This is a genomic window from Lysinibacillus sp. NPDC086135 (genome assembly GCF_044746345.1).
Classification (GTDB): Bacteria; Bacillota; Bacilli; order Bacillales_A; family Planococcaceae; genus Lysinibacillus.
The window spans coordinates 23,432-43,904 of the sequence record NZ_JBIVCA010000025.1 but is presented as its reverse complement, the minus strand read 5'-3'; the positions used below and the strand labels follow the sequence as shown (position 1 = coordinate 43,904).

The window sequence follows — 20,473 nt, the reverse complement described above, 5'->3', positions numbered from 1 at the left end:
CCTCACCATAAAGTGGAGTTGATTTCCGTTCCAGCTGGGCGCTTTGTTGCTGACGCTTCGCTTTCGCGCAGAGCAGAGCTTCCTGGGGGCGTCCGATGAGTCGCTTCGCTTCGCTGCAGGGTCTCGGGCCAACAGATGTTTTTTGCGCGAAAGCGTGAGTGCAACGTAGCGACAGCAGCACGAGGTTGGTCACGAAGGCTGTTATCACAGGATGTGATGGTTTTAGCCTTCGTTCCTCTATCGCTGATCCCCAAGGAGTCGCCCAGCCTCCACTCCAATCAACCTATTATACAAATGCATATTTCATCTCCAACTTTTGGTGATAAACTTTTAAATGTAGCATTAGTATGAGTAGGCAAGCTGAACAAAAAAAGTATAGCTAGGATTCACATATTATAAAGAAAGAATATGAATGTCATACCCTTTCTATCCTTTTGGTCCAGTTAACTGTAGCTGATAAAATACAAGATCTAGCCACTGTCCAAATTTATAGCCTGCATTTTTAATTGTACCTGCATATTCAAAACCTAGTTTTTCATGTACTTTAATACTTCCGATGTTTTCACCATCAATGCCCGCTACGAGTGTCTTCACACCTTGCTCTTTGGCAGTTCGAATTAGCTCTTGCATTAATTGTGACGCTATCCCTTTTTGGTAATGATCCTTATGCACATATACAGAGTGCTCCATTGTGTGCTTGTAGCCTGGATATGGACGGAACTGACTATATGTTGCAAAGCCGGCTACTGTGCCATTCTCGTCAAAGACTAGCAATGGATTATCGAGCGTTTGCTGCTCCTTGAACCATTGTTTTTTTTCTTCTAACGATTGTGTTTCATATCGATAAACAGCTTTGCTCGTTAAAATAATGTCATTGTAAATATCTAAAATCTCAGGTAAATCTTTCTCTTCCATGAATCGAATCATCATGCTCACGTCCTAACCATCAATTACGCCTCGGCAAATTGCTACTATTACATAAGATTTTACTACTTTTCCTAGCATCACACATTAAAATATCGAGCATCTGGATGTGCAAAGACCATTGCTGAAACAGACGCTTCTGGCTCCATCATAAAGCCTTCCGTTAAATGTACACCAATGTCCTCCGGGTTTAATAAGCCAAACAATTTCTCTTGATCCTCTAGGTTCGGACATGCTGGATAACCGAATGAGAAGCGCTGTCCTTGATATTTTGCCGCGAAACGATCACGCATTGTAAAATCTGTCGCATCTGGGAAGCCCCACTGATCGCGAATTTCTTGGTGCATACGTTCCGCGAAACCTTCTGCAAGCTCAAGGGCAGTAGATTGTAATGCATGACTTTCGAGGAATTTCCCTTCCTCTTTTAGTTGACGAGCCTGCGCCATAACTCCTTGTCCTGCTGTTACCACCATTAAGGCAATATAGTCCATTTCACCGCTTTCTACTGTTTTAAGGAAGTCTGCAAGACATAAAAACGGTTCAACTTGCTGACGAGGGAAGGTAAATCGTTCAATTTCTGTTTTGCTATCTGTTGGATCATAAACGACTACATCATCCCCATCGGCTTGAGCAGGGAAAAACTGATACACACCCGACGGCCTCAATAGGTCACTTTGTAAATAGTCGTCGACTAAATCTTTTAACGCTGTTGCTCTTTCATCACCCACATCAAGCAACTGCTGTACTTGACCCTTTAAACCTAGGTGATGTCCAAGTAATGTCCGCATATTAACATATGGATATAAATGCGAAACAGCATATTCTCTCTTTACATGGCGTCGTAAATCAGCTGGAAGAAAGACAGATGCTTCCTTTACTGTACGCACAGGCTTTATAATTATTTCTTTTGCAGGGCGAGCCGCTCTTTTTTCGTCTGCCTCTAAGCGTTTTTCACGAGATTCCTTAATTTCAGCTAAGAAATCGGCACGTGTATCTGTCCCCATTAACCGATTTGCCTGCTCTAATCCTTGCATCGCATCCTTTGAATAAATGACAGGTCCATTATATTCGCCGGCAATTTTTGTTTCAGTAAAGCGACGAGATAATGCCGCTCCCCCTACTAAAATAGGTACGTCAATACCCGCTTCTTTGAAATCCTGAGCAGTAATAACCATTTGCTGTGCTGATTTTACAAGTAAGCCTGAAAGCCCGATGAAATCCGGCTTCTCCTTGCGAATCGCTTCTATTAACTGAGAAGGTGTTACTTTAATACCCAGATCAATGACCTTATAGCCATTATTACTTAAAATAATATCGACAAGGTTTTTCCCAATATCATGCACATCGCCCTTTACAGTAGCAAGTACCATTTTCCCCTTACCTGCACTCTCTTCATTTTTCTCCATAAATTGCTCTAAATGCGCTACTGCTGCCTTCATAACCCCTGCTGATTGTAATACCTCTGCTACGATTAGTTGATTATCGTTAAATAAACGTCCAACTTCTGCCATTCCATCCATTAAAGGACCATTAATAATCTCAAGCGATGTTTCGAAAATTTCACGAGCCGCATCTAAATCGTCAATAAGCCCTTCCTTTGTACCCTCTAAAATATAGTAGGCTAAGCGACCTTCTACTGTTTTCGGAATATCCGCCTCTGTTTTTTCTTTCTTTTTATCACGATAGAAATCTGTGAAGACAGCTAAAGTTTCATCATTTGTATTAAAGAGTAAATCATTTGCTAGCTTAATTTCCTCCTCTGGAATGGATGCATAACGTTCTAGCTTCTCCGTATTAACAATTGCATAATCTAAACCAGCCTGTGTACAGTGATATAAATATACGGCATTCAGTACTTCACGACCTACTGGTGGCAATCCGAACGAAATATTACTTACACCAAGCACCGTTAATGTACGTGGCATTTTCTCCTTTATAAGGCGAATACCTTCCACCGTTTCAAGTGCCGAGCCAATATATTGCTCATCTCCTGTACCTACTGGGAACATTAATGGGTCAAAAATAATATCTTCAGGAGCAATACCCCATTTTTCTGTTAACAATTTATATGAACGTTCAGCAATTTCTAGCTTGCGATGTCGATCAACCGCCATGCCTTGCTCATCAATTGTACCTACAACTAAAGAAGCTCCATATTTTTTTACTAGCGGTAAAACAGCGTCAAAACGCTCCTCGCCATCCTCTAGGTTAATAGAATTAATGATAGCCTTCCCTTGAGAAAACTTAAGTGCTTCCTCAATTACTTTTTCATCTGTCGAGTCAATCACAAGAGGTACTTTTACTTTTTTTACAACCTCCTGCATAAAGCCACGCATATCCGCCAGTTCATCGCGGTCAGGATTTGCTAAACAAATATCGATCACATGTGCTCCATTTTTCACCTGAGCACGCGCGATTTCTGCCGCTTCCTCAAACTTCCCATCAATAATTAAATTTTTAAACTTACGAGAGCCGATGACATTTGTCCGTTCTCCAATAAATAATGGACGCATAGAGTCGTCATACACCAATGGCTCGATCCCTGATACTACATGACCATGCGTAACATCTGGTAATTGGCGCGGCTTTTTGTCCTTTAGCACCTCTCGGATAGCTGCAATATGTGCTGGCGTTGTACCGCAGCAACCTCCGACAATATTTAGCCAGCCCTTTTCCGCAAAGCCTTTTAGCTTTTGTGACAATGATTCAGGTGACTCATGATAGCAGCCTTCCTCATCCGGTAAGCCCGCATTCGGGTAACAGCTAATATAGCCTGTTGAAAGCTCTGCTAGTGAACGGATATGATCAGTCATAAACTCTGGTCCAGTCGCACAGTTTAAGCCAACTGACAATGGCTTAATATGCTCGATGGAAATGTAAAAAGCATCAATTGTTTGACCGGCAAGTGTCGTTCCCATCGGTTCAATTGTTCCAGATATCATCACAGGAAGCTCTTTTTCAGTTGCCTTAAAAGCACGAGATATCCCCAATGTTCCCGCCTTAACATTCAACATATCCTGACTAGTTTCTAACAACAGAACGTCCGCCCCGGCTTCGATTAATGACTTTGCTTGAACATAAAAGTTTTCCTCTAGCTCATCAAATGTAATTCCACCTGTAACCGACAGGGTTTTTGTAGTTGGTCCCATCGCTCCCGCTACAAAACGTGGCCAATCGGATGTTGACAACTCCTCTACTACTTTGCGTGCAATTTCTACAGCACGTTTGTTGATTTCTTCTGCCTTCGCACCTAGATCATATTCATTTAATACAAGTGGTGTACCCCCAAATGTATTTGTACAAATAATATCTGCTCCAGCCTCTAAATATTTTCTATGTACCTTTTCAAGCACATCTGGTCTAGTTAGCACAAGATTTTCATTACAGCCATCATATTCCTCTCCGCCAAAATCCTCTGCCGATAAATTTTCATTTTGTAGCATTGTTCCCATTGCGCCATCAAGAATTAATATTCGTTTCTCTAGTTGCTCTTCAATCATGTGCTTAGCCATTTATACTTACCCCTTTTTTCTGTTCATCCAATTGCTCAATAACTTTCATTAATTCTAGCGTCATATCATAGCGTAAAAATGGTGTGATGAGGTAAATACCATTGAAATATTCCGCTGCTACTTCTACTAATTCTTTAGCAATTGCAATTCCTTCTAGTGTTGCGCGTTCCTTATCATCACCACAAGCCTTCATACGTGCTAACGCATCATCAGAAAGTTTGATGCCTGGTACTTCATGATGTAAGAACTCCGCACTTTTATAGCTCGTTACTGGCATAATACCTATATAAATTGGAGTTTCTAAATGCTTTGTCGCCTCGTGAATTTCCACGATTTTTTCCTTTGTATAAACAGGCTGTGAAATAAAATAATCTGCTCCATGTTCAATTTTCTTTTCTAATCGAGAGACAGCGCGATCCAGTACACGTACATTAGGATTAAATGCAGCCGCTACAGAGAAATTTGCCTTTTTACGAAGCGGTTTCCCTGAGAACGAAACACCTTCATTTAACTGTTTTATTAATTGGATTAGCTCCATTGACGATACGTCATAAACGCTAGTTGCTCCTGGGAAATCGCCTACCTTTGTCGGATCTCCAGTAACCGCTAAAACATCATGAATCCCTAGTGCATTTAATCCCATTAAATGTGATTGAAGTCCAATTAAATTACGATCTCGGCATGTTATATGGGTTAAAGGGCGTATCCCGTGCGTTTCTTTCAGTAAGGCACCCATTGCGACATTGCTAATCCTTGGAGAAGCGAGTGAATTATCTGCCATCATGACTACATCCGCGCCCGCCTCATATATTTTTTTTGCGCCTTTAATAAAGCCTTCTATTTCTAAATGTCTTGGTGTATCTAACTCCACAATAACCGAGCGTTCACGTTTTACTTTTTCATGTAATGGCTCATAATTTGCTGGCTCTGCCTCACGAACAATCTCTATTTTTTCTGGCTTTGTATACTTTTCCTCAACCGGGGATAGCTCCTCTAAGTACTTTTTCGCTGCAGCAATATGCTTTGGTGTCGTACCACAACAGCCACCAATTAAACGAACCCCTTGATCACGAAGCTCTACAGCTGCTCGACCAAAATAATCAGCCTCCGACTCATAAACGACACGCCCATCCTCTAAATCAAGAAGAGAGGCGTTCGGATACGCTGACATAAATGCCTGCTTAGGAAGCTCTACCCCTTCAAATGCTTGGATAGTATGGTGAGGACCTAAGCGACAGTTAACACCTACGATATCAGCACCTAACGCTTCAAGTTCATGTAAGGCGTTATTTAAGCTCATTCCATTTTGTAATATTCCGGGTTCATGCATAGAAACTTGAGCAATAATCGGTAATTTCGTTTTAGCTCGTAGCATTGATAAAGTCGCTGTTAGCTCTTCAAAATCATAATAGGTTTCAAGTAAAAGGCCATCTGGATTTCCTGCAAGTAAAACCGTTGCCTGCTCATCAATGGTTGCTAAAATTTCCTCTAACGTTGCATCACTTTTTCGAATACCACGGATTCCCCCAATAGTACCCAAAACAAATTGCCCACCATCTGTTGCTGCACGTTTTGCAATCGTTATAGCGGCTTCATTATACTGCTGTACACGAGATTCTAATCCATAGCGGGCTAATTTTATGGCATTAGCTCCGTAAGTATTCGTCTGAATAATATCGGCACCAGCAGCTATATATTCTCTATGAATCTTTTCAATTAATTCAGGTCTCTGTACATTCATTTCCTCATGACAGTACTCCAAACCATAGCCGTATAAAACTGTACCAATTGCACCATCTGCTGTAAGAACATGTGTTTTTAACCTTTCAAGCAATCCCATAAAACTAACCTCTCTTTCTTTTTCTATCAATTATGCCTCGGCATAATTCGTCCTGAATTGGGCTTTGTGCTTTGGCCTGCACGCTGCAGGTCAGTTAGCCGTTATCGCATGGATGCGATAATATTAACCTACTATCCTCTAAGAACTCCTTGCCGATTCCGTGACATCCGCCGAAGGCTTTAGGTCAACATGAAGTTGGTCACTCAGTCGTTGCCACAGGACGTGGCGTTCTTAGACTGAGTTCCTCTATTTCGGCGGATGTTTGGACACCCGCCGAAAATAGTTAAAATAAAAAAGCCTTCTTTCACAAAAAAAGAAGGCTTTTACGTTTCGTAATTGTTTTCCTTCTCATCTTCGACACACGGTCTTCTGGATTTAGCACCTGACAATAAGTTGGTTGCTGAAGCTTCATAGGGCCAGTCCCTCTGCTTCTCTTGATAAGAATTTAGTATGAATTTTTTAAATAATTAAAAGAATCATATCGTTTACGAACGATTGAGTCAAGACTATTTCACTGAACAAAGGATAATTTTTACGAAATTTATAAAATTTTGATTTATATTAAACAATTACGATAGTTTTTCTACAAGTTCCTCACCAATTTTTTTACCATTTTGAATACACGCACCTATGCCTACTCCGAAATAAGAGCACCCCGCTATTGATAAGTTCGGATAGTTTTTCTCAAGCTCTTGTAAGAGACCTTGCAACGCTTCACGATGTGCCAAGTCGTACTTCGGCATCTGGTCGATCCATTTTGTCACGTCAACAATAGTTGGTTTTTCCTCAATCCCCAAACTTTTTCTTACATCCTCTAGAGCAACAGCTGCTAACTCTTCATCTGACATCAAACGCAATTTCTCATACTCAGGGTTAATGCTCTTATAAAAAAGCCGTACAAGTAATTTTCCTTCTGCTGAAGTGTGTTTCCACTTGCGGCTTGTCCACGTTGCTGCATTACAGATAACATCCGAATTATGTGACACAATATAGCCTGTTCCATCTGCAGGTAATCTATTATCGGGAACATCAAATCCTAAATAAATCGTAATGGCGGATGCAGTATTAAATCGTTCAAAATAGCCGTTCAAAGATTCATCCTGTAATAAGCTTTGTACCGCTTCATTTGGCAGTGCCAATACAACATGATTCGCTTCAATCATTTTACCGTTTGCTAACGTAACAGCATATAGATTCTCCTGCTTTTTAACACTAGTAGTAGCAATCCCTTTTATAATTTCTACATCCGTTAATGTTTCTTCAAGTCGATCAATTAGTGACGATAAACCATTTTTAAATGAAATAAATTTTTTATTGGCAGCTTTCACAAATTGCTCCCTGTTTGCATCGAAACCTTTAATAATACTACCGTAATCGTTTTTGTAATCGATTAAATACGGTAAAGTAGAAGCAATTGAAAGTTGATTTAAATCTCCAGAATATACACCTGCAAGTACCGGTGCTATTTGGTTTTGAACAAGCTCTTCACCTAAATAATACGTTAAAAATTCACCAATCGTGCTTTCCTTTGTAAACCTTTCATTCGGCATTGTTAAATCCTTTAACGCTTCTTTTTTACCTTCCTCTGATACAAGCGTACTTTCCTCGAGAGATTGTAAGCTCATAGGAATACCGAACGTTGAGTCTGCTGGGATGGCATGTAGCTCATTATTTGTGTAAATATACGAAATACCTGTTTCGTTATATACAAGATTTTGTTCAAAATTTAGTTCCTCTACTAACTCCATGACACCTTTATGACGCGCTACAATAGAATCTGCTCCAGTTTCCATGATGAATCCTTGTTCATATGCAGAGTGAAGCTTGCCACCAAGGTATGTATTTTTTTCAACAAGCACAAGTTTTACATTTAAGTTTTTCTCCTGAACTTGGCGTTGTAAATAATGCATCGTACACAATCCCGTAATTCCGCCACCTAATACAACAACTGTTTTCATATTAACCGCCCCTATTTTTAGTTCTTTATTTAGTATAAACTTTTTTTATCGAAAATTACGTTAAACCCTTTACAAATTTAGCAAAAATGGAGCCATCCAACACATTGGACAGCTCCATTTTTTTTATATTCAAATAACATATATTCGCTAGAGGCTTTTACCTCCATTTCGGAAATTATCTATTAACAGTTGATATAGTGTTATTTGTGCCCTAAAGTATGTATCGCCTTAATAGGAAACAACAATTTTCTTTCCTTTTCTCTTCATTAATTTAAATTTTGTGCAAAGCTAGCTAATTTTCCAGCTGAATTTTTCACTTCGTTAAAGGCAATACCTAATTCACTTAGTACTTCTGCTATTGCTTGTACTTCTTTTTCCATCCGACCATTTTGGTCTTTCGCCTCGGTCATAGCTTCTAATATGTTAGTAAATTGCCCTTCCGTTTGAACCATATTTTCCTCACCAGAGGCTACCTCTTCTTGAATATTACTAAGCGAATGGACAAGTTTATCTGTCCGCTCATTCGTTTTATGTAGTAACGTTGCTACCGATGTGACAGATTCCTTTGTTTGGATCGATAGTTTTCTCACTTCATCTGCAACAACACTAAAGCCTTTACCCGCTTCTCCAGCACGAGCCGCTTCTATTTCCGCATTTAAAGCCAACAAGTTCGTTTGATTAGCAATGTTTGTCACAACATTCATAATCGATTCCATTTCCTTTGACATATCTGCCAACTGTGCAATATTTTCCTCTATATCATCAAGTGAGCAAATAATAGTATTCATATTTTGCGATTGACTCTTTAAGCGTTCACGACCTTCTAATGCCTGACTCTCAGCCATAGTCGACACTTGAAGTGATTTTTTCGCTAGTTGTTTAATTTCCTCTGATTGTCCACTTAAGCGGTGAAATGAATTGTTCGTTTCCTGAGATATTGTGGCAAGACCTTCCGAAGACTTTACGATTTCTTGCTCTATCGCTTCTTTTCTATGTTCCATTTTTTCATGAAGTTGCTCAATTGTGTGCTCAAACGCCTCTAAAACCAATTGTTGCTCAAAATTGGAAATTTTCGAGATGGCTCGAATTGTATTAAGCTGATCTATTGGATGAATAACATGTTCTTCAACCAAGTCAATAAATGACGCTGTTAAATCTTGAAACGCACAAATATACCATTGTGTTTTAAGCCCAATATGGACATGTACTTTAGCAATCTTTATTCGTCTTTGATAAAATTCATTATCAATCTTACCATTAAACATTTCAATAATATGACGTCGTAATGTAATTTTCAGCTTCTCCACAGAACTATGTCTATTAATAATATCTACTAAACTATGTTCAGTTCCAATCATTTCATAAAATCGATTAACAATATTATCAATATTGCCTTCTACAAAAGGTTGAAAGGCTTTTAAATATTGTAAATCCTTCTTTGTCAATTTGAGCAAATCAATTTGCTTTTTTATTGAATGGCAATTCACTATATCCATTTTCACAGTGTATTGCTTTAAATCTAACGCCGTTGTCTTTCTCTGTTTTTGAAAAATCACACATTTACCCTCTTTCATGCCGTGTACTTTTGAAAAGCTGAGAAAAATCTAATTTCGTCTACCAAAAATATAAAAGATCAGGAAGATTCATCTCCAACTTTTGGTGATAAGCCATCACATTACTTATGACGCTGATTTCTGCTACGGGCTACCATCAGCTAAAAATAGCAATCTTATTACTAGCTATTACTACTAACTACTCTTTCAAAATCACTCATATACATTATACATTTTATAAATAGCTGTCAATTTTCGGATATACATTTTTTTCCTTAAATTATATAAAAAGTCCCTGTTATCTAACCTATTATCTAAAGCAATAAAAAAGCTACCACAATACTTTTGGGTAGCCAATCTACATCATCTCTATTTTTTATCCTTATTTTTTTCCGAGTTTTAGTTTGAAGTAATTACCTCTTTGTTATATTAATATTTTTACAATCATTCATTCGTAGTGATATAAACCTACAAAATACCCTCAATAAGCACTTAAGACCTGTATACAAAACGTTAATAATCGAATCTAAATACCTATTATTTTTTAATAAAAAATACTTATATTCCTTTCAACTCTTGCAGTAAAATTGCAGCCTCCTCACTTCCTGCTTCTGCTGCAAGTCCATACCACTTTATTGCCTCTTTAATATTTCTAGCTATTCCTTCTCCTTTATTGTAAATGTGCCCTAATTGTAATTTAGCTTCCGAATCCCCTTGCAGAGCAGCCTGTTTAAACCAATGAATACCCTTTTCAATATTACGTATACCTGTTAACCCTTGGCTCCAAATAAAGCCCAAATCATAAAAGGTATCGACGTGATATTGCTCTGCAGCTTTTTCATACCAAAATAATCCACGGTTCGCATCTTTAGGTTGCCCTAACCGTCCCTCTAAATAGATTCCTCCAAGCCTGTATTGCGCTTCGACATAGCCTGCTTCGGCGGATCTTCTATAGTAGCTACATGCTTGCTCCTCATTTTTGTCGATTCCTAATCCCTGCTCGTAAATAATTCCAAGGGTAAACATTGCCTCTGCCACACCTTGTTGTGCAGCAAAGTCGAACCACTTCTTCGCAAGTACCAAATTTTCTAGTACTCCCTCACCGTTTAAATACATATCTGCTAAATTATTCGCAGCATCTGGATGCCCTTGCTTTGCTGCAGCCTCATACAATATAAAAGCTCTATTATAGTTTTCTTGAACACCTAGACCTTCAAAATAAAAATTACCAAGTGCATATTGTGCATCGGCATTTCCTTGTGACGCTGCTAACTCAAACCACTTTATTGATTTTTCTGGTCGGAAATATTCGCCGTCAATTACGCTATAATATTCGCCAAGCTGAAATTGTGCATCTGTATCCTGTTCCTCAATGGCATCTTTGTATAAGTCAATAATTTCCTCATGATCTAGATCTTCTTCATCAAACGCCTCAACCTGTTCATTTTGGTGAATAAAATACCATTCCAATATATCAAGTACATCATCAACAACTTCATTGCAATTGGATAACCTCTCCAGAGAAGAAATTTGCCAAATAAATATATAGATAGGGAGTGGAATTGCATCACGCAGTAAATCATCATATTCAGCTAAAAGCGTTAGCACATTCTCCTGTACTGACTTCGTCTGTTCTGGATGTATAATTTGTAAATGTCGTTGTTGATTCTTTTTCAACAGTCCTTGCACAACTTGATATAGTATTTTGTGCAAGGTTGCTAATTGTACTTGTTCAACTGTTATTAAATTAATGTTTTGCGCAAACCATGTATCTTCTGTTTGCGTGAGCTTTTGCAGAGATACAATTCGCTCTTTATTTTTTTTTGCTAAAAATTGCCCATACATTCATTTCCCCCCTTGCACTCTATCTTGCCACTATTATATGGAAAACAGCTCTAAATTGGTTACACATATGCTCTCAAGATTAATCCAATAAACAATGTAATGAACAAAAAGACAGTGACATTCATCCATTTATACATTTCTAATAATCCGATAAATTCACGAGTAAATGCATTAGGTACATAGTAAAAGGCAGTCTTCGAACCAACACCTTGTGCATCAAGCTTCGCCTTTTTTGCATAAATACTTGCACGAAAAACATGAAAATTATTCGTTACGAATATGGATCGATATTTCTTTCCTTGAGCATGCTTATCCATAATTTTTTTAGAGAATGCCATATTTTGTTCCGTATTTGTCGATTGATCTTCCATTAAGACTTTTTGAGCTGGTATTTGATGTTCGTCAACTATATATTTTTTCATGGCATATGCTTCTGATACTTTTTCATCATGCCCCTGTCCACCTGAGACGATAATGTAAGGTCGTTCACCATATTTTTGAAATTGCTTTACTGCCTCGTCTAAACGGCTAGCTAAAAGTGGTGGCACCTTATCTCCAATTAGTCCTGATCCTAATGCAATAATATAGTTTGGCTCATACAGGATCGGCGTAAAATGATAGAGAGTCGCATAGGCCATTATGCTTGTGTATAAAAACATTGTATAGCCAAAAACCAAAAACGCATAGAAGAAAAGAATGTGCCAAATTTCATGTTCGATTTTCATAAAAATTACAAATACATACCAAATCATCATAATAAAAAAGCACAAGCCAAAAACAGCTAACAATAGATTACGGACTTTACGGCCCTCTTTTTCAAGTAAAACTTTACTATTAAAAAACGTAGCTATCGATAAAATAAACATCATACTGGGGAAACTTCCCAGTATAATGACTATACCCATCTTCGACACAATCCCCTGCTCATTTGGGAGAATTACAGGATGACTAATTATTATTGTGCTTAAAATAAACAACCCTAAAAGGCCAAGAACTACTGCATTGAGAAGACGTCTTTTTTCTGATATATATAACAGTAAAAAAATTGAAATTAATAGTAATAATGTTGAAATCATCGTCTCACTCCTTTCTTTTTATCTACAATTTTTAAGGTTCTCCTTATAACGCTGGATTGTTTTCCGTTCCGACTGAGCGCGGCGTCCAACCTCCACTGCAATCAACAATATACAGCATACATTATAAGTAGTGCATGCATAAAATTGGTGATAACACAGACACTTCTTGTTCAAATTTGATGCTATCTCTAAATTGATCGAAGCGTTTATTTTATTTTTCGAGAAGATTCATGTAAAATTACTACTAAGAACTAGTTTAGACAAAACTAAAAATTATATTGGAGGAATACAAGTAATGAAAAAAATCCTTGCTGCTATTTTTGCAGCGACACTTATGTTTGCGTCTGTTGGAGCAACATTATTCATCTCAGATACACCAACTGCAGAAGCTAAATCCTATAAGTCAGGTAAAAAAGGTTTCTCAAACAACAATAATAACAACAACTCAAATATCCAAAAATCTCAGGATAAAACTAAAGACCAAAATAATGCAACAACAAATAAAAATAATACAACTTCTACAAACAAAACGGATTCAACAGCTAAGAAAGGTGGGTTCTTCTCAGGCGGCCTTATGAAAGGCTTAATGCTTGGTGGCTTAGCTGGTTTATTATTCGGAAGTCTTTTCAGTGGTATGGGTATGCTTGGTAATATTTTAGGCTTATTAATTAACGTTGCAGCCATCATGATTATCGTAACGCTAGTTATAAAAATTGTTAATATGTTTAAAGATAAAAAACGTAAAGAGGAAGCACAATGGCACAAATAATTAATGAGCAAGATATTATAAATGCAATTTGTTTATCACAGTCCTACTATAAAAACATTCGCCCTGAAGATGTACTTGTAGAACTAACATACGACGATGACACAGGCTTTGGTGCAGAAATTGAAGTTAATGGTCAAATCGAAATGTTCGATACAGCCGCAATGATCGGTGCACTACGTGTATGGATTAAAGATGTCCTACATGGTGACCCTTTTTCAACAGGCATCGAACTCGTTCTGGACGACGAAGAAGGTATTATTGCTAAACTATCGTAAATAAGTAAAAAACAGCGGTTCAATAAATCTTAAAGATTTATTGAACTGCTTTGTTATTTTTAAAGACGTTTTTTTTGCTTGTTATTCACCTTATCCACATGGTATATATTTCAATAATTGTCATCCCCGACTTTTGATATGAGCTCCTAAATTGTGCTAGATATTCATCGCAATAAAAATAACAAATGTAAACGTCTAAAGGTAGAGGTTTCTATTCACAACCTCTACCTTAAATTATTTTACTTTTTTAATAGACTGTTAAAATTCACAAATATTTTCGCAGCATGGCTACGTTTTGTAGGAGCTTCAGGTATAAATTCCCCTTCGTTCCCTCTAACCATATCAAGCTCATACAACATCGTTATTGCATGTTTTGTTTCTTCATTGTAGGAAGCAATATCAGTGAATGGTGCTTTTCCTTTTACAGCATAATGTTGCTTTTGTTTAGATTCATAGGCTCTATTTATCATTAATGCTAATTGCGCGCGAGTAACCGGCTGTCCTGGATTAAACTTCCCATTCGTTCCCTTAATTAACCCATACGCATAAGCTGCTGCAATTTCTGACTGAGTTCCAACGTCATAGTTTGCGATGTCTTTAAATGGTGCTTGTTCCTTCGTCGTTAAACCTAGGCTTCTAACAAGCATCGTAGCAGCCTGTGCACGAGTAACATTTTGCTCAGGTCTAAACGTACCATCTGCGTAACCTTTCATAATGCCTTCTTTAGTGGCCTTTAGAATATACTCCTTTGCCCAATGTTTTTCTATATCGGTAAAGGTTAAATTTCTCCCTGTAGTAAAAGTAACTGATGGACTTTGAACACTTTCATTACCAGCTGCATCAACCGCTTTAACAGCTATCGTGTATGCTGTATTCTCTGTTAAATTATCCAAGGTTATCGTCGTTGTCTCAGCATTTTGTGTAAATGTTAGCTTACTATTTACATATACGTTGTAACTAGTGACACCTACATTATCTCTCGCTTCCTGCCAGCTTATTTTTACAGTTGTACTATCTTTCATATTTACTTGAATAAATTTTGATACATCCCATAAATAACTTGCTTTAATCGCTGGTAGAAATGCCTCGTTCGCTACTGCGAAATAGCCTGCTTCACTTAAGTGAATATTTTCAGGATTTGGCAAATAGCTCGGAATATCTTTTGCTACAATATCGTATGTCGGTACAAAAACGGCACCCGATTTTTCAGCAGTTGTTTTTATCGTCGCGTTCATAACCTTTAATAGCATTTTAAATTGTGTCTGTAAATCCTCGCTATAGTACGGAAAAGAATTATAATAGCCCATGACATAAACTTGAGCATTCGGATTAAGCTTCTTCACTTCTTCTAAAATAGCCGCAATATTTTTTATTGCCTCTTGTGAAGCTTTTAACATCATTGCTGCATTAATGCCAGTTATCTGCGACTCTTTTAAAATAGGTATTATATCATTGGCGCCAGCGGTTAGCGTAATAATCTCAGCTTCTTTAATAGATGTACGAAGCTTTACCTCCTCACTTCGATAACCAAATCCTACCACTGGCTTTTCCACATTATTTTGTATATCTTCTAATATATTTTTCGTTGTATAGCCCGAATATGCAAACCCTTTATTATAAGAAGTAATGAAACCATCTTGCTGTAAAGCTTGTGCAACAAAATCTGTGTAACCTAACCCGATGATACCACCGTCATTCATACCGTGTGCTAAGGAATCGCCCAGTGCTACATAATCAGCTTGAACTACCCAACTTGGCGCTATGTAGTCTCTTTGTTCCTCAGCATTCACACCTATTGGTGGTACTACTAATTGGCATGCCAAAACGCTAGCCGTTAAAAAACGAAATTTCTTTGATAATTGCATACACCCACTCCTCCAATTTTCACTAATTACTATTTTAATATAAATAGGGTAAAAATGGGTTAAACGAGAGGCGATATTTCACGATAACGTGTGGTTGATTTCTGTTCCGACTGGGCGCTTTCCTCGTAGCGTCCAGTCTTCAACTTATATAAACTACATACGTTTTAACAAATGTCATCCACAACTTTTGATGATGAGCTAAAAATCATTTTTTACTCCAGTTGAACCTTCCCATAAATACCGCCACCACCAACTTCAATAGCCAATTGCCCTGTTCTTGCTAAATCGATCATCTTGGCAATTTTGTACGGCACGATTTGTTCGAGTTGTTCTAGCGTAACCCGATGCAAGATGTTCATCTCTGTACCAAATGCTTGTACTAATCGTTCCATCATTTTTGGCCCTAATCCTGGAATAAAATCTAGTGGTACTTGGTGAATATATGGCGGTCGTGCACGTTTATCTGTAACTTGCTCTGAAAGCTCCTTAATCCGTGTTGCAACACCTTTTATAATTTGCGTGCTTTCACAGTTTGTACAGATTGTTGCAGAATTGCTAAGCTGCTCACCACATTTCGCGCAGACAGTCTCATGGTATTTACCAAGCAAAGGATTTAAGCCATAATTGGCTGTTACTGCTCGACCTTGCTGTTCATGAAGCGCCATCTTTAATTCTGTAAAATTTGCATTAGATAGTCTTAATTTTTGATACTCACGTGCAATTTTTCCAAGTGAATGAGCATCAGAGTTGCTGACAAATGTATATGCTTGCAGTTCTTTAATGTTACTCACCATTTCGGTATCGGAGCTCAAACCAAGCTCTATCGCATCTATAAGTTGAGGGTCAAGTACTTCTGTTAAACTACGATGTACGCCTTTACCGAACAAACTTTTAAATGGTGTAAAAACATGAGCAGGGATAAAAAGCCCGCCTAATTCATGAACCTTTTGTTGTAATGTTCGACCATCACAATAAATGCGCTGAGAGCTTAAATGAATATTTTTCATATGATTAGACATCCATTTTGAAAATTCCCTCATAAGCACAAGTGTTGGAAAATAGGCAAGTACATGGATTGGTCCAAGGCAATGATGATCATAAATCTCTATTTCAGTACCTGGAATAAGTGTTGTTTCTTGAAAACGAAGCCCTCCTTGTTCTAGCTCCTTCAGTTCTCCTTGTTCGATCATCTCTGACATTTCATCCATTACTTCTGGTGAATGGCAATCAATAATCCCAATAATATCTAGTCCCTTTCTTGCACTTGAAGACTCTAAAATTCTTGCTAACGTTAACGTTTTACTGCCAGTAATTTTAACAGCACGACCACTTGAAGTACGCCCAATATGAACGTGTAAATCTGCATAAAAATCTTGCATCATTGTCTCCCTCCCCCTACTTTTAGATGACATAAAAAAGCCTCACATTGCTGCAAGGCATTTTATTCTTAATTATGATGGATGATTGCTGTTAGTACTATTGTTTGACTCGAAAGCACCCGAGCCCTGCGATGGTATTGTCGAAGAATCATAGGCCACTAATGTCACTCCAATGTTCTTTTCAAGCTCATTAAGTTTTTCAAGCTGTTGTTGATCTAATTGCGCAATCTTTATCTCTTCCATTTTCATCAAATCCTTTCATGAATAAAGTTCCCCAAATAAAAAACATATATACTAAAAAAAAATGACTGATTGTCAGTCATTATTCTTTGACTTTATTTCAGCTATTTTGTAACATATTAAATAAGCAGGACAAAAGCGAGGGATTTCATGTCAAAAGAAGAGAAAATTATCCAAGCCGCAATTGAAGTTTTCCGTGAAAAAGGAATTGAAAAAACAAAGGTTTCAGATATCGTAAAAGCTGCAGGTATCGCGCAAGGGACATTTTATCTTTATTTTCCATCACGCCTTTCAGTTATGCCAGCCATTGCAAAGGTTATGGTTGAGAAAATTATTGCTGCTATTAACGATGGGATTTCAAAACAGGAGCCTTTCGCAAAGCAGCTAGAAAAAGTAGTAGATATTGTTTTTTCTCTAACAGAGGAATATCGAGATGTATTTGCACTTATCTATGCCGGTATTACACAAACTGAGCATATGAAAGAATGGGAAAATATATATGCTCCCTATTACGAATGGATGAATCATTTCTTGGTTGAAGCTCAACAGCAAGGAACGATACGCGCTTCCCTAAATACTACTCGTTCTTCTAAACTTATAATCGGTCTAGTAGAGTCTGCCGCTGAACAAATTTATTTGTATGATGATAGTGAAGAAGAAACAATTAGACTTCAAAAGCTTGAGCTCCTCGACTTTTTACATCATGCACTCGATTTACGTCACGCATAAGTGACGTTCTCTTTTACGCTAAAAATGACTGAATGTCAGTCATGATGATAGAAAGGAATTTAACTATGCAAAAAGATTGGATTTATGTTGGATTAACTAGTTTGTTTGAATTGTTTTGGATATTTGGTTTTAATGTTGCCGATTCTTGGTGGCATTGGGCTATTATTGTGTCCCTAATTGCATTGGATTTTCACTTCTTATCGAAGGCTTGTGAAAACCTACCTACAGGAACGGTTTACGCGACTTTTGCTGGGGTCGGTACAATTGGTACTACATTAATGGACATTTTTATTTTTGAAGGTGAGTTTAATGCTATTAAAGGAATTTTCATGTTTATTTTAGTACTGGGTGTTATTGGTCTTAATTTAGCTGATAACCCTTCAAAAGATCATGTTAAAGAGAAAGGAGCTAATGCATAATGGGTTGGATACTTGTTTTATTAGCTGCAATTTCGGAAATTGTCGGTGTTGTAGGTTTACGCTTTTATAGTCAGGAAAAAAATATACGAAATTTATCGATATATCTAGGCGGCTTTGGGATGTCCTTTATGCTATTATATGCATCCTTTAACTATTTACAGTTAAGCATTGCCTATGTAATTTGGGTCGGCATTGGTACAGTTGGTGCTGTTCTCGTGAATATTATATTCTTCGGAGAATCTAAAAACCTGACTCGAATTATTAGTATCATCGCCATTATCATTGGTGTGGCAGGATTAAAAGCAGTATCTTAATTTATTCATTTTAATTCAAAGTATTGTGAGTGAGTAAGTGCTAAAGCCTAGTAGGGCTTTTTGGCAAATTGATAGGTTGATCTCCGTTCCGACTGAGCGCTTTGCCGCTGACGCTTCGCTTTCGCACAGAGCAAAGCTTCCTGGGGGCGTCCGATGAGCCACTTGGGGCAACAGATGTTTTTTGTGCGAAAGCGTAGTGTAACGTAGCGGCAGCAGCACGAGGTTGGTCACGAAGGCATTATCACAGGATGTGATGGTTTTAGCCTTCGTTCATCTATATTGCTGATCCCCAAGGAGTCGCCCAGTCTCCACTCCAATCAGCAGCTTATGTCGTGGCATTACATTCTTATTAATCATTATAAAACGGATTAGCAAAAATGAGTTTTTGTGCGTAAGCGAAATATTAACGTAGAGGATTCTCATTTAACTAAAAAGGGCGCAGTGAGAATGGGCATGAAAATACCTCGATTAAACAAAGTTTGATATTGTTCGTAATTGCATTCATCCTCGTGTATATTACAGGAATCACTAAATAGCAGGTCTCCTGGCTTCAAACCCTTGCCTCCCCATTCTAGAACAATGGCTAAATCATCATAGAACTCCTCGTTACACTTCGAGACAGCGTCCGTTTTTTAATTATGACGTTTCCAGCATATACTTTAAACGTTAGTCTATAGCTAACAATTAAGCAAAATAAACATTTTGTGTTAACTATTTATTTTTATTGAGTTGACACAAAACGCTTATTTTTTTACACTACTATTAGTAGCATTACTTTTTAGGGGTGAAATAATGACAACAGTTGCGGAACATACACATCACAAATTAAGAACTGTCGATCTTGCATACATTGGACTATTTTCAACATTGATGATGATAGGAGCTAATATCACGTCTATTGTACCTTTCATGATGATTGGTGGCGTACCTATCACATTGCAAACATTTTTTGCTATTTTAGCAGGACTTATTCTTGGTAGTAGAAAAGGGGCATTCGCTTGTACTGTTTATATGTGCATAGGGTTAGCAGGTGCACCTGTATTTGCTCGTTTCAACGGAGGCTTTGGTCAAATGATTAGCCCTACTTTTGGTTTCATTGTTTCTTTCATATTAGCTGCATTTGTCGCGGGGCTTATTGTAGAACGTAGTGGAACGAAAAAAAGCTATGTAGTTGCTGCATTAGTTGCTACAGCTATTAATTACTTACTAGGAACAAATTGGATGTACTTTGCCTACAAGCTATGGGCTAATGCTCCTGATGCTTTCACTTATAAAGTGGCATGGCTTTGGATGATGCCTCCTCTGCCAAAGGATATTATTTTAGCTATATTTGCAGGTATTTTTGCATACCGCCTTCAAAAAGTGTTAAAAATAATCCCGATTAGATAAAAGCTTATCACCATAACGAGGGGTTGATTTCCGTTCCGGCTGGGGGCGCTTTGTTGCTGCCGCTTCGCTTTCGCACAGAAAAAACATTTGTAGCTGACGCTTCGCTTTCGCTACAGAAAACATTTGTAGCTGACGCTTCGCTTTCGCACAGAGCAAAGCTTTCTGGGGGCGTCCGATGAGCCGCTTCACTCGCGCTGCTCGCACCAGGGTCTCGGGCCAACACGATGTTGGTCACGAAAGCGTTATCACAGGACGTGATGCTTTTAGCCTTCGTTCCTTTATTGCTGATCCCCAAGGAGTCGCCCAGCCTCCACTCCAACCAACTTATATAAATAGCATACATTTTATTCACAACTTTTTTGTTAAAGAATAAATAAACAATTTAT

Annotated in this window: 16 protein-coding genes and 1 riboswitch; of the genes, 6 read left to right on the top strand and 10 right to left on the bottom strand. The window is 38.0% G+C overall.

Going from position 1 to position 20,473, the window contains the following annotated elements; translation table 11 throughout:
- Window positions 1-426: 426 nt before the first annotated feature.
- The 7 genes from ACIPKN_RS23785 to ACIPKN_RS23755 form a co-directional block, all read right to left on the bottom strand.
- Window positions 427-927: a GNAT family N-acetyltransferase gene (locus tag ACIPKN_RS23785; protein ID WP_132364257.1), complete on the bottom strand. Its 501-nt coding sequence runs from the start codon at window positions 925-927 to the stop codon at window positions 427-429.
- Between the two features lie 77 nt (window positions 928-1,004).
- Window positions 1,005-4,436: a methionine synthase gene (metH, locus tag ACIPKN_RS23780; protein ID WP_400940918.1), complete on the bottom strand. Its 3,432-nt coding sequence runs from the start codon at window positions 4,434-4,436 to the stop codon at window positions 1,005-1,007.
- Window positions 4,429-6,276 (bottom strand): bifunctional homocysteine S-methyltransferase/methylenetetrahydrofolate reductase, encoded by a 1,848-nt coding sequence (locus ACIPKN_RS23775; RefSeq protein WP_400940916.1) that lies wholly within the window; start codon window positions 6,274-6,276, stop codon window positions 4,429-4,431. Before ACIPKN_RS23775 ends, metH begins: the two co-directional genes overlap by 8 nt.
- Window positions 6,277-6,621: 345 nt before the next feature.
- Window positions 6,622-6,720: riboswitch (SAM riboswitch) on the bottom strand.
- A 125-nt stretch (window positions 6,721-6,845) separates the two neighbouring features.
- On the bottom strand, window positions 6,846-8,234 hold the full coding sequence (locus ACIPKN_RS23770) for a protoporphyrinogen oxidase (RefSeq protein ID WP_400940914.1): 1,389 nt from the start codon (window positions 8,232-8,234) through the stop codon (window positions 6,846-6,848).
- A gap of 266 nt (window positions 8,235-8,500) precedes the next feature.
- On the bottom strand, window positions 8,501-9,790 hold the full coding sequence (locus ACIPKN_RS23765; RefSeq protein ID WP_400940911.1) for a protoglobin domain-containing protein: 1,290 nt from the start codon (window positions 9,788-9,790) through the stop codon (window positions 8,501-8,503).
- 555 nt (window positions 9,791-10,345) lie between these two features.
- Window positions 10,346-11,632 (bottom strand): SEL1-like repeat protein, encoded by a 1,287-nt coding sequence (locus ACIPKN_RS23760; RefSeq protein ID WP_400940909.1) that lies wholly within the window; start codon window positions 11,630-11,632, stop codon window positions 10,346-10,348.
- A 59-nt stretch (window positions 11,633-11,691) separates the two neighbouring features.
- Window positions 11,692-12,708, bottom strand: a complete 1,017-nt coding sequence (locus tag ACIPKN_RS23755; RefSeq protein ID WP_400940906.1) for a YdcF family protein — start codon at window positions 12,706-12,708, stop codon at window positions 11,692-11,694.
- 295 nt (window positions 12,709-13,003) lie between these two features.
- On the opposite strand from ACIPKN_RS23755, the gene ACIPKN_RS23750 reads away from it, so the two are divergent.
- The gene (locus tag ACIPKN_RS23750; protein ID WP_400940904.1) at window positions 13,004-13,477 is read left to right on the top strand and encodes a hypothetical protein; all 474 of its coding nucleotides are present in this window, start codon (window positions 13,004-13,006) and stop codon (window positions 13,475-13,477) included.
- Entirely contained in the window at window positions 13,465-13,752 is a 288-nt protein-coding gene (locus ACIPKN_RS23745; protein WP_132364200.1) for a DUF2653 family protein, read from the top strand. The genes ACIPKN_RS23750 and ACIPKN_RS23745 overlap by 13 nt, the downstream gene beginning before the upstream one ends.
- 239 nt (window positions 13,753-13,991) lie before the next feature.
- Here ACIPKN_RS23745 and ACIPKN_RS23740 read toward each other — a convergent pair whose 3' ends face one another.
- From ACIPKN_RS23740 to ACIPKN_RS23730, 3 genes are all read right to left on the bottom strand, one after another.
- Window positions 13,992-15,617: an S-layer homology domain-containing protein gene (locus ACIPKN_RS23740; RefSeq protein ID WP_400940901.1), complete on the bottom strand. Its 1,626-nt coding sequence runs from the start codon at window positions 15,615-15,617 to the stop codon at window positions 13,992-13,994.
- Window positions 15,618-15,829: 212 nt separating this feature from the next.
- On the bottom strand, window positions 15,830-16,996 hold the full coding sequence (locus tag ACIPKN_RS23735; RefSeq protein ID WP_400940979.1) for an endonuclease Q family protein: 1,167 nt from the start codon (window positions 16,994-16,996) through the stop codon (window positions 15,830-15,832).
- Window positions 16,997-17,068: 72 nt separating this feature from the next.
- Window positions 17,069-17,239 (bottom strand): hypothetical protein, encoded by a 171-nt coding sequence (locus ACIPKN_RS23730; RefSeq protein WP_400940899.1) that lies wholly within the window; start codon window positions 17,237-17,239, stop codon window positions 17,069-17,071.
- Between the two features lie 147 nt (window positions 17,240-17,386).
- Between ACIPKN_RS23730 and ACIPKN_RS23725 the strand changes: the two genes are divergently transcribed.
- The 4 genes from ACIPKN_RS23725 (at window position 17,387) to ACIPKN_RS23710 (ending at window position 20,087) form a co-directional block, all read left to right on the top strand.
- Entirely contained in the window at window positions 17,387-17,965 is a 579-nt protein-coding gene (locus tag ACIPKN_RS23725; RefSeq protein WP_400940897.1) for a TetR/AcrR family transcriptional regulator, read from the top strand.
- Between the two features lie 65 nt (window positions 17,966-18,030).
- Complete coding sequence (locus ACIPKN_RS23720) at window positions 18,031-18,384, top strand: DMT family transporter (protein WP_142510312.1); 354 nt, start codon at window positions 18,031-18,033, stop codon at window positions 18,382-18,384.
- On the top strand, window positions 18,384-18,698 hold the full coding sequence (locus tag ACIPKN_RS23715) for a DMT family transporter (RefSeq protein WP_400940895.1): 315 nt from the start codon (window positions 18,384-18,386) through the stop codon (window positions 18,696-18,698). The genes ACIPKN_RS23720 and ACIPKN_RS23715 overlap by 1 nt, the downstream gene beginning before the upstream one ends.
- A 792-nt stretch (window positions 18,699-19,490) precedes the next feature.
- Entirely contained in the window at window positions 19,491-20,087 is a 597-nt protein-coding gene (locus ACIPKN_RS23710) for a biotin transporter BioY (RefSeq protein WP_400940892.1), read from the top strand.
- Window positions 20,088-20,473: the final 386 nt, after the last annotated feature.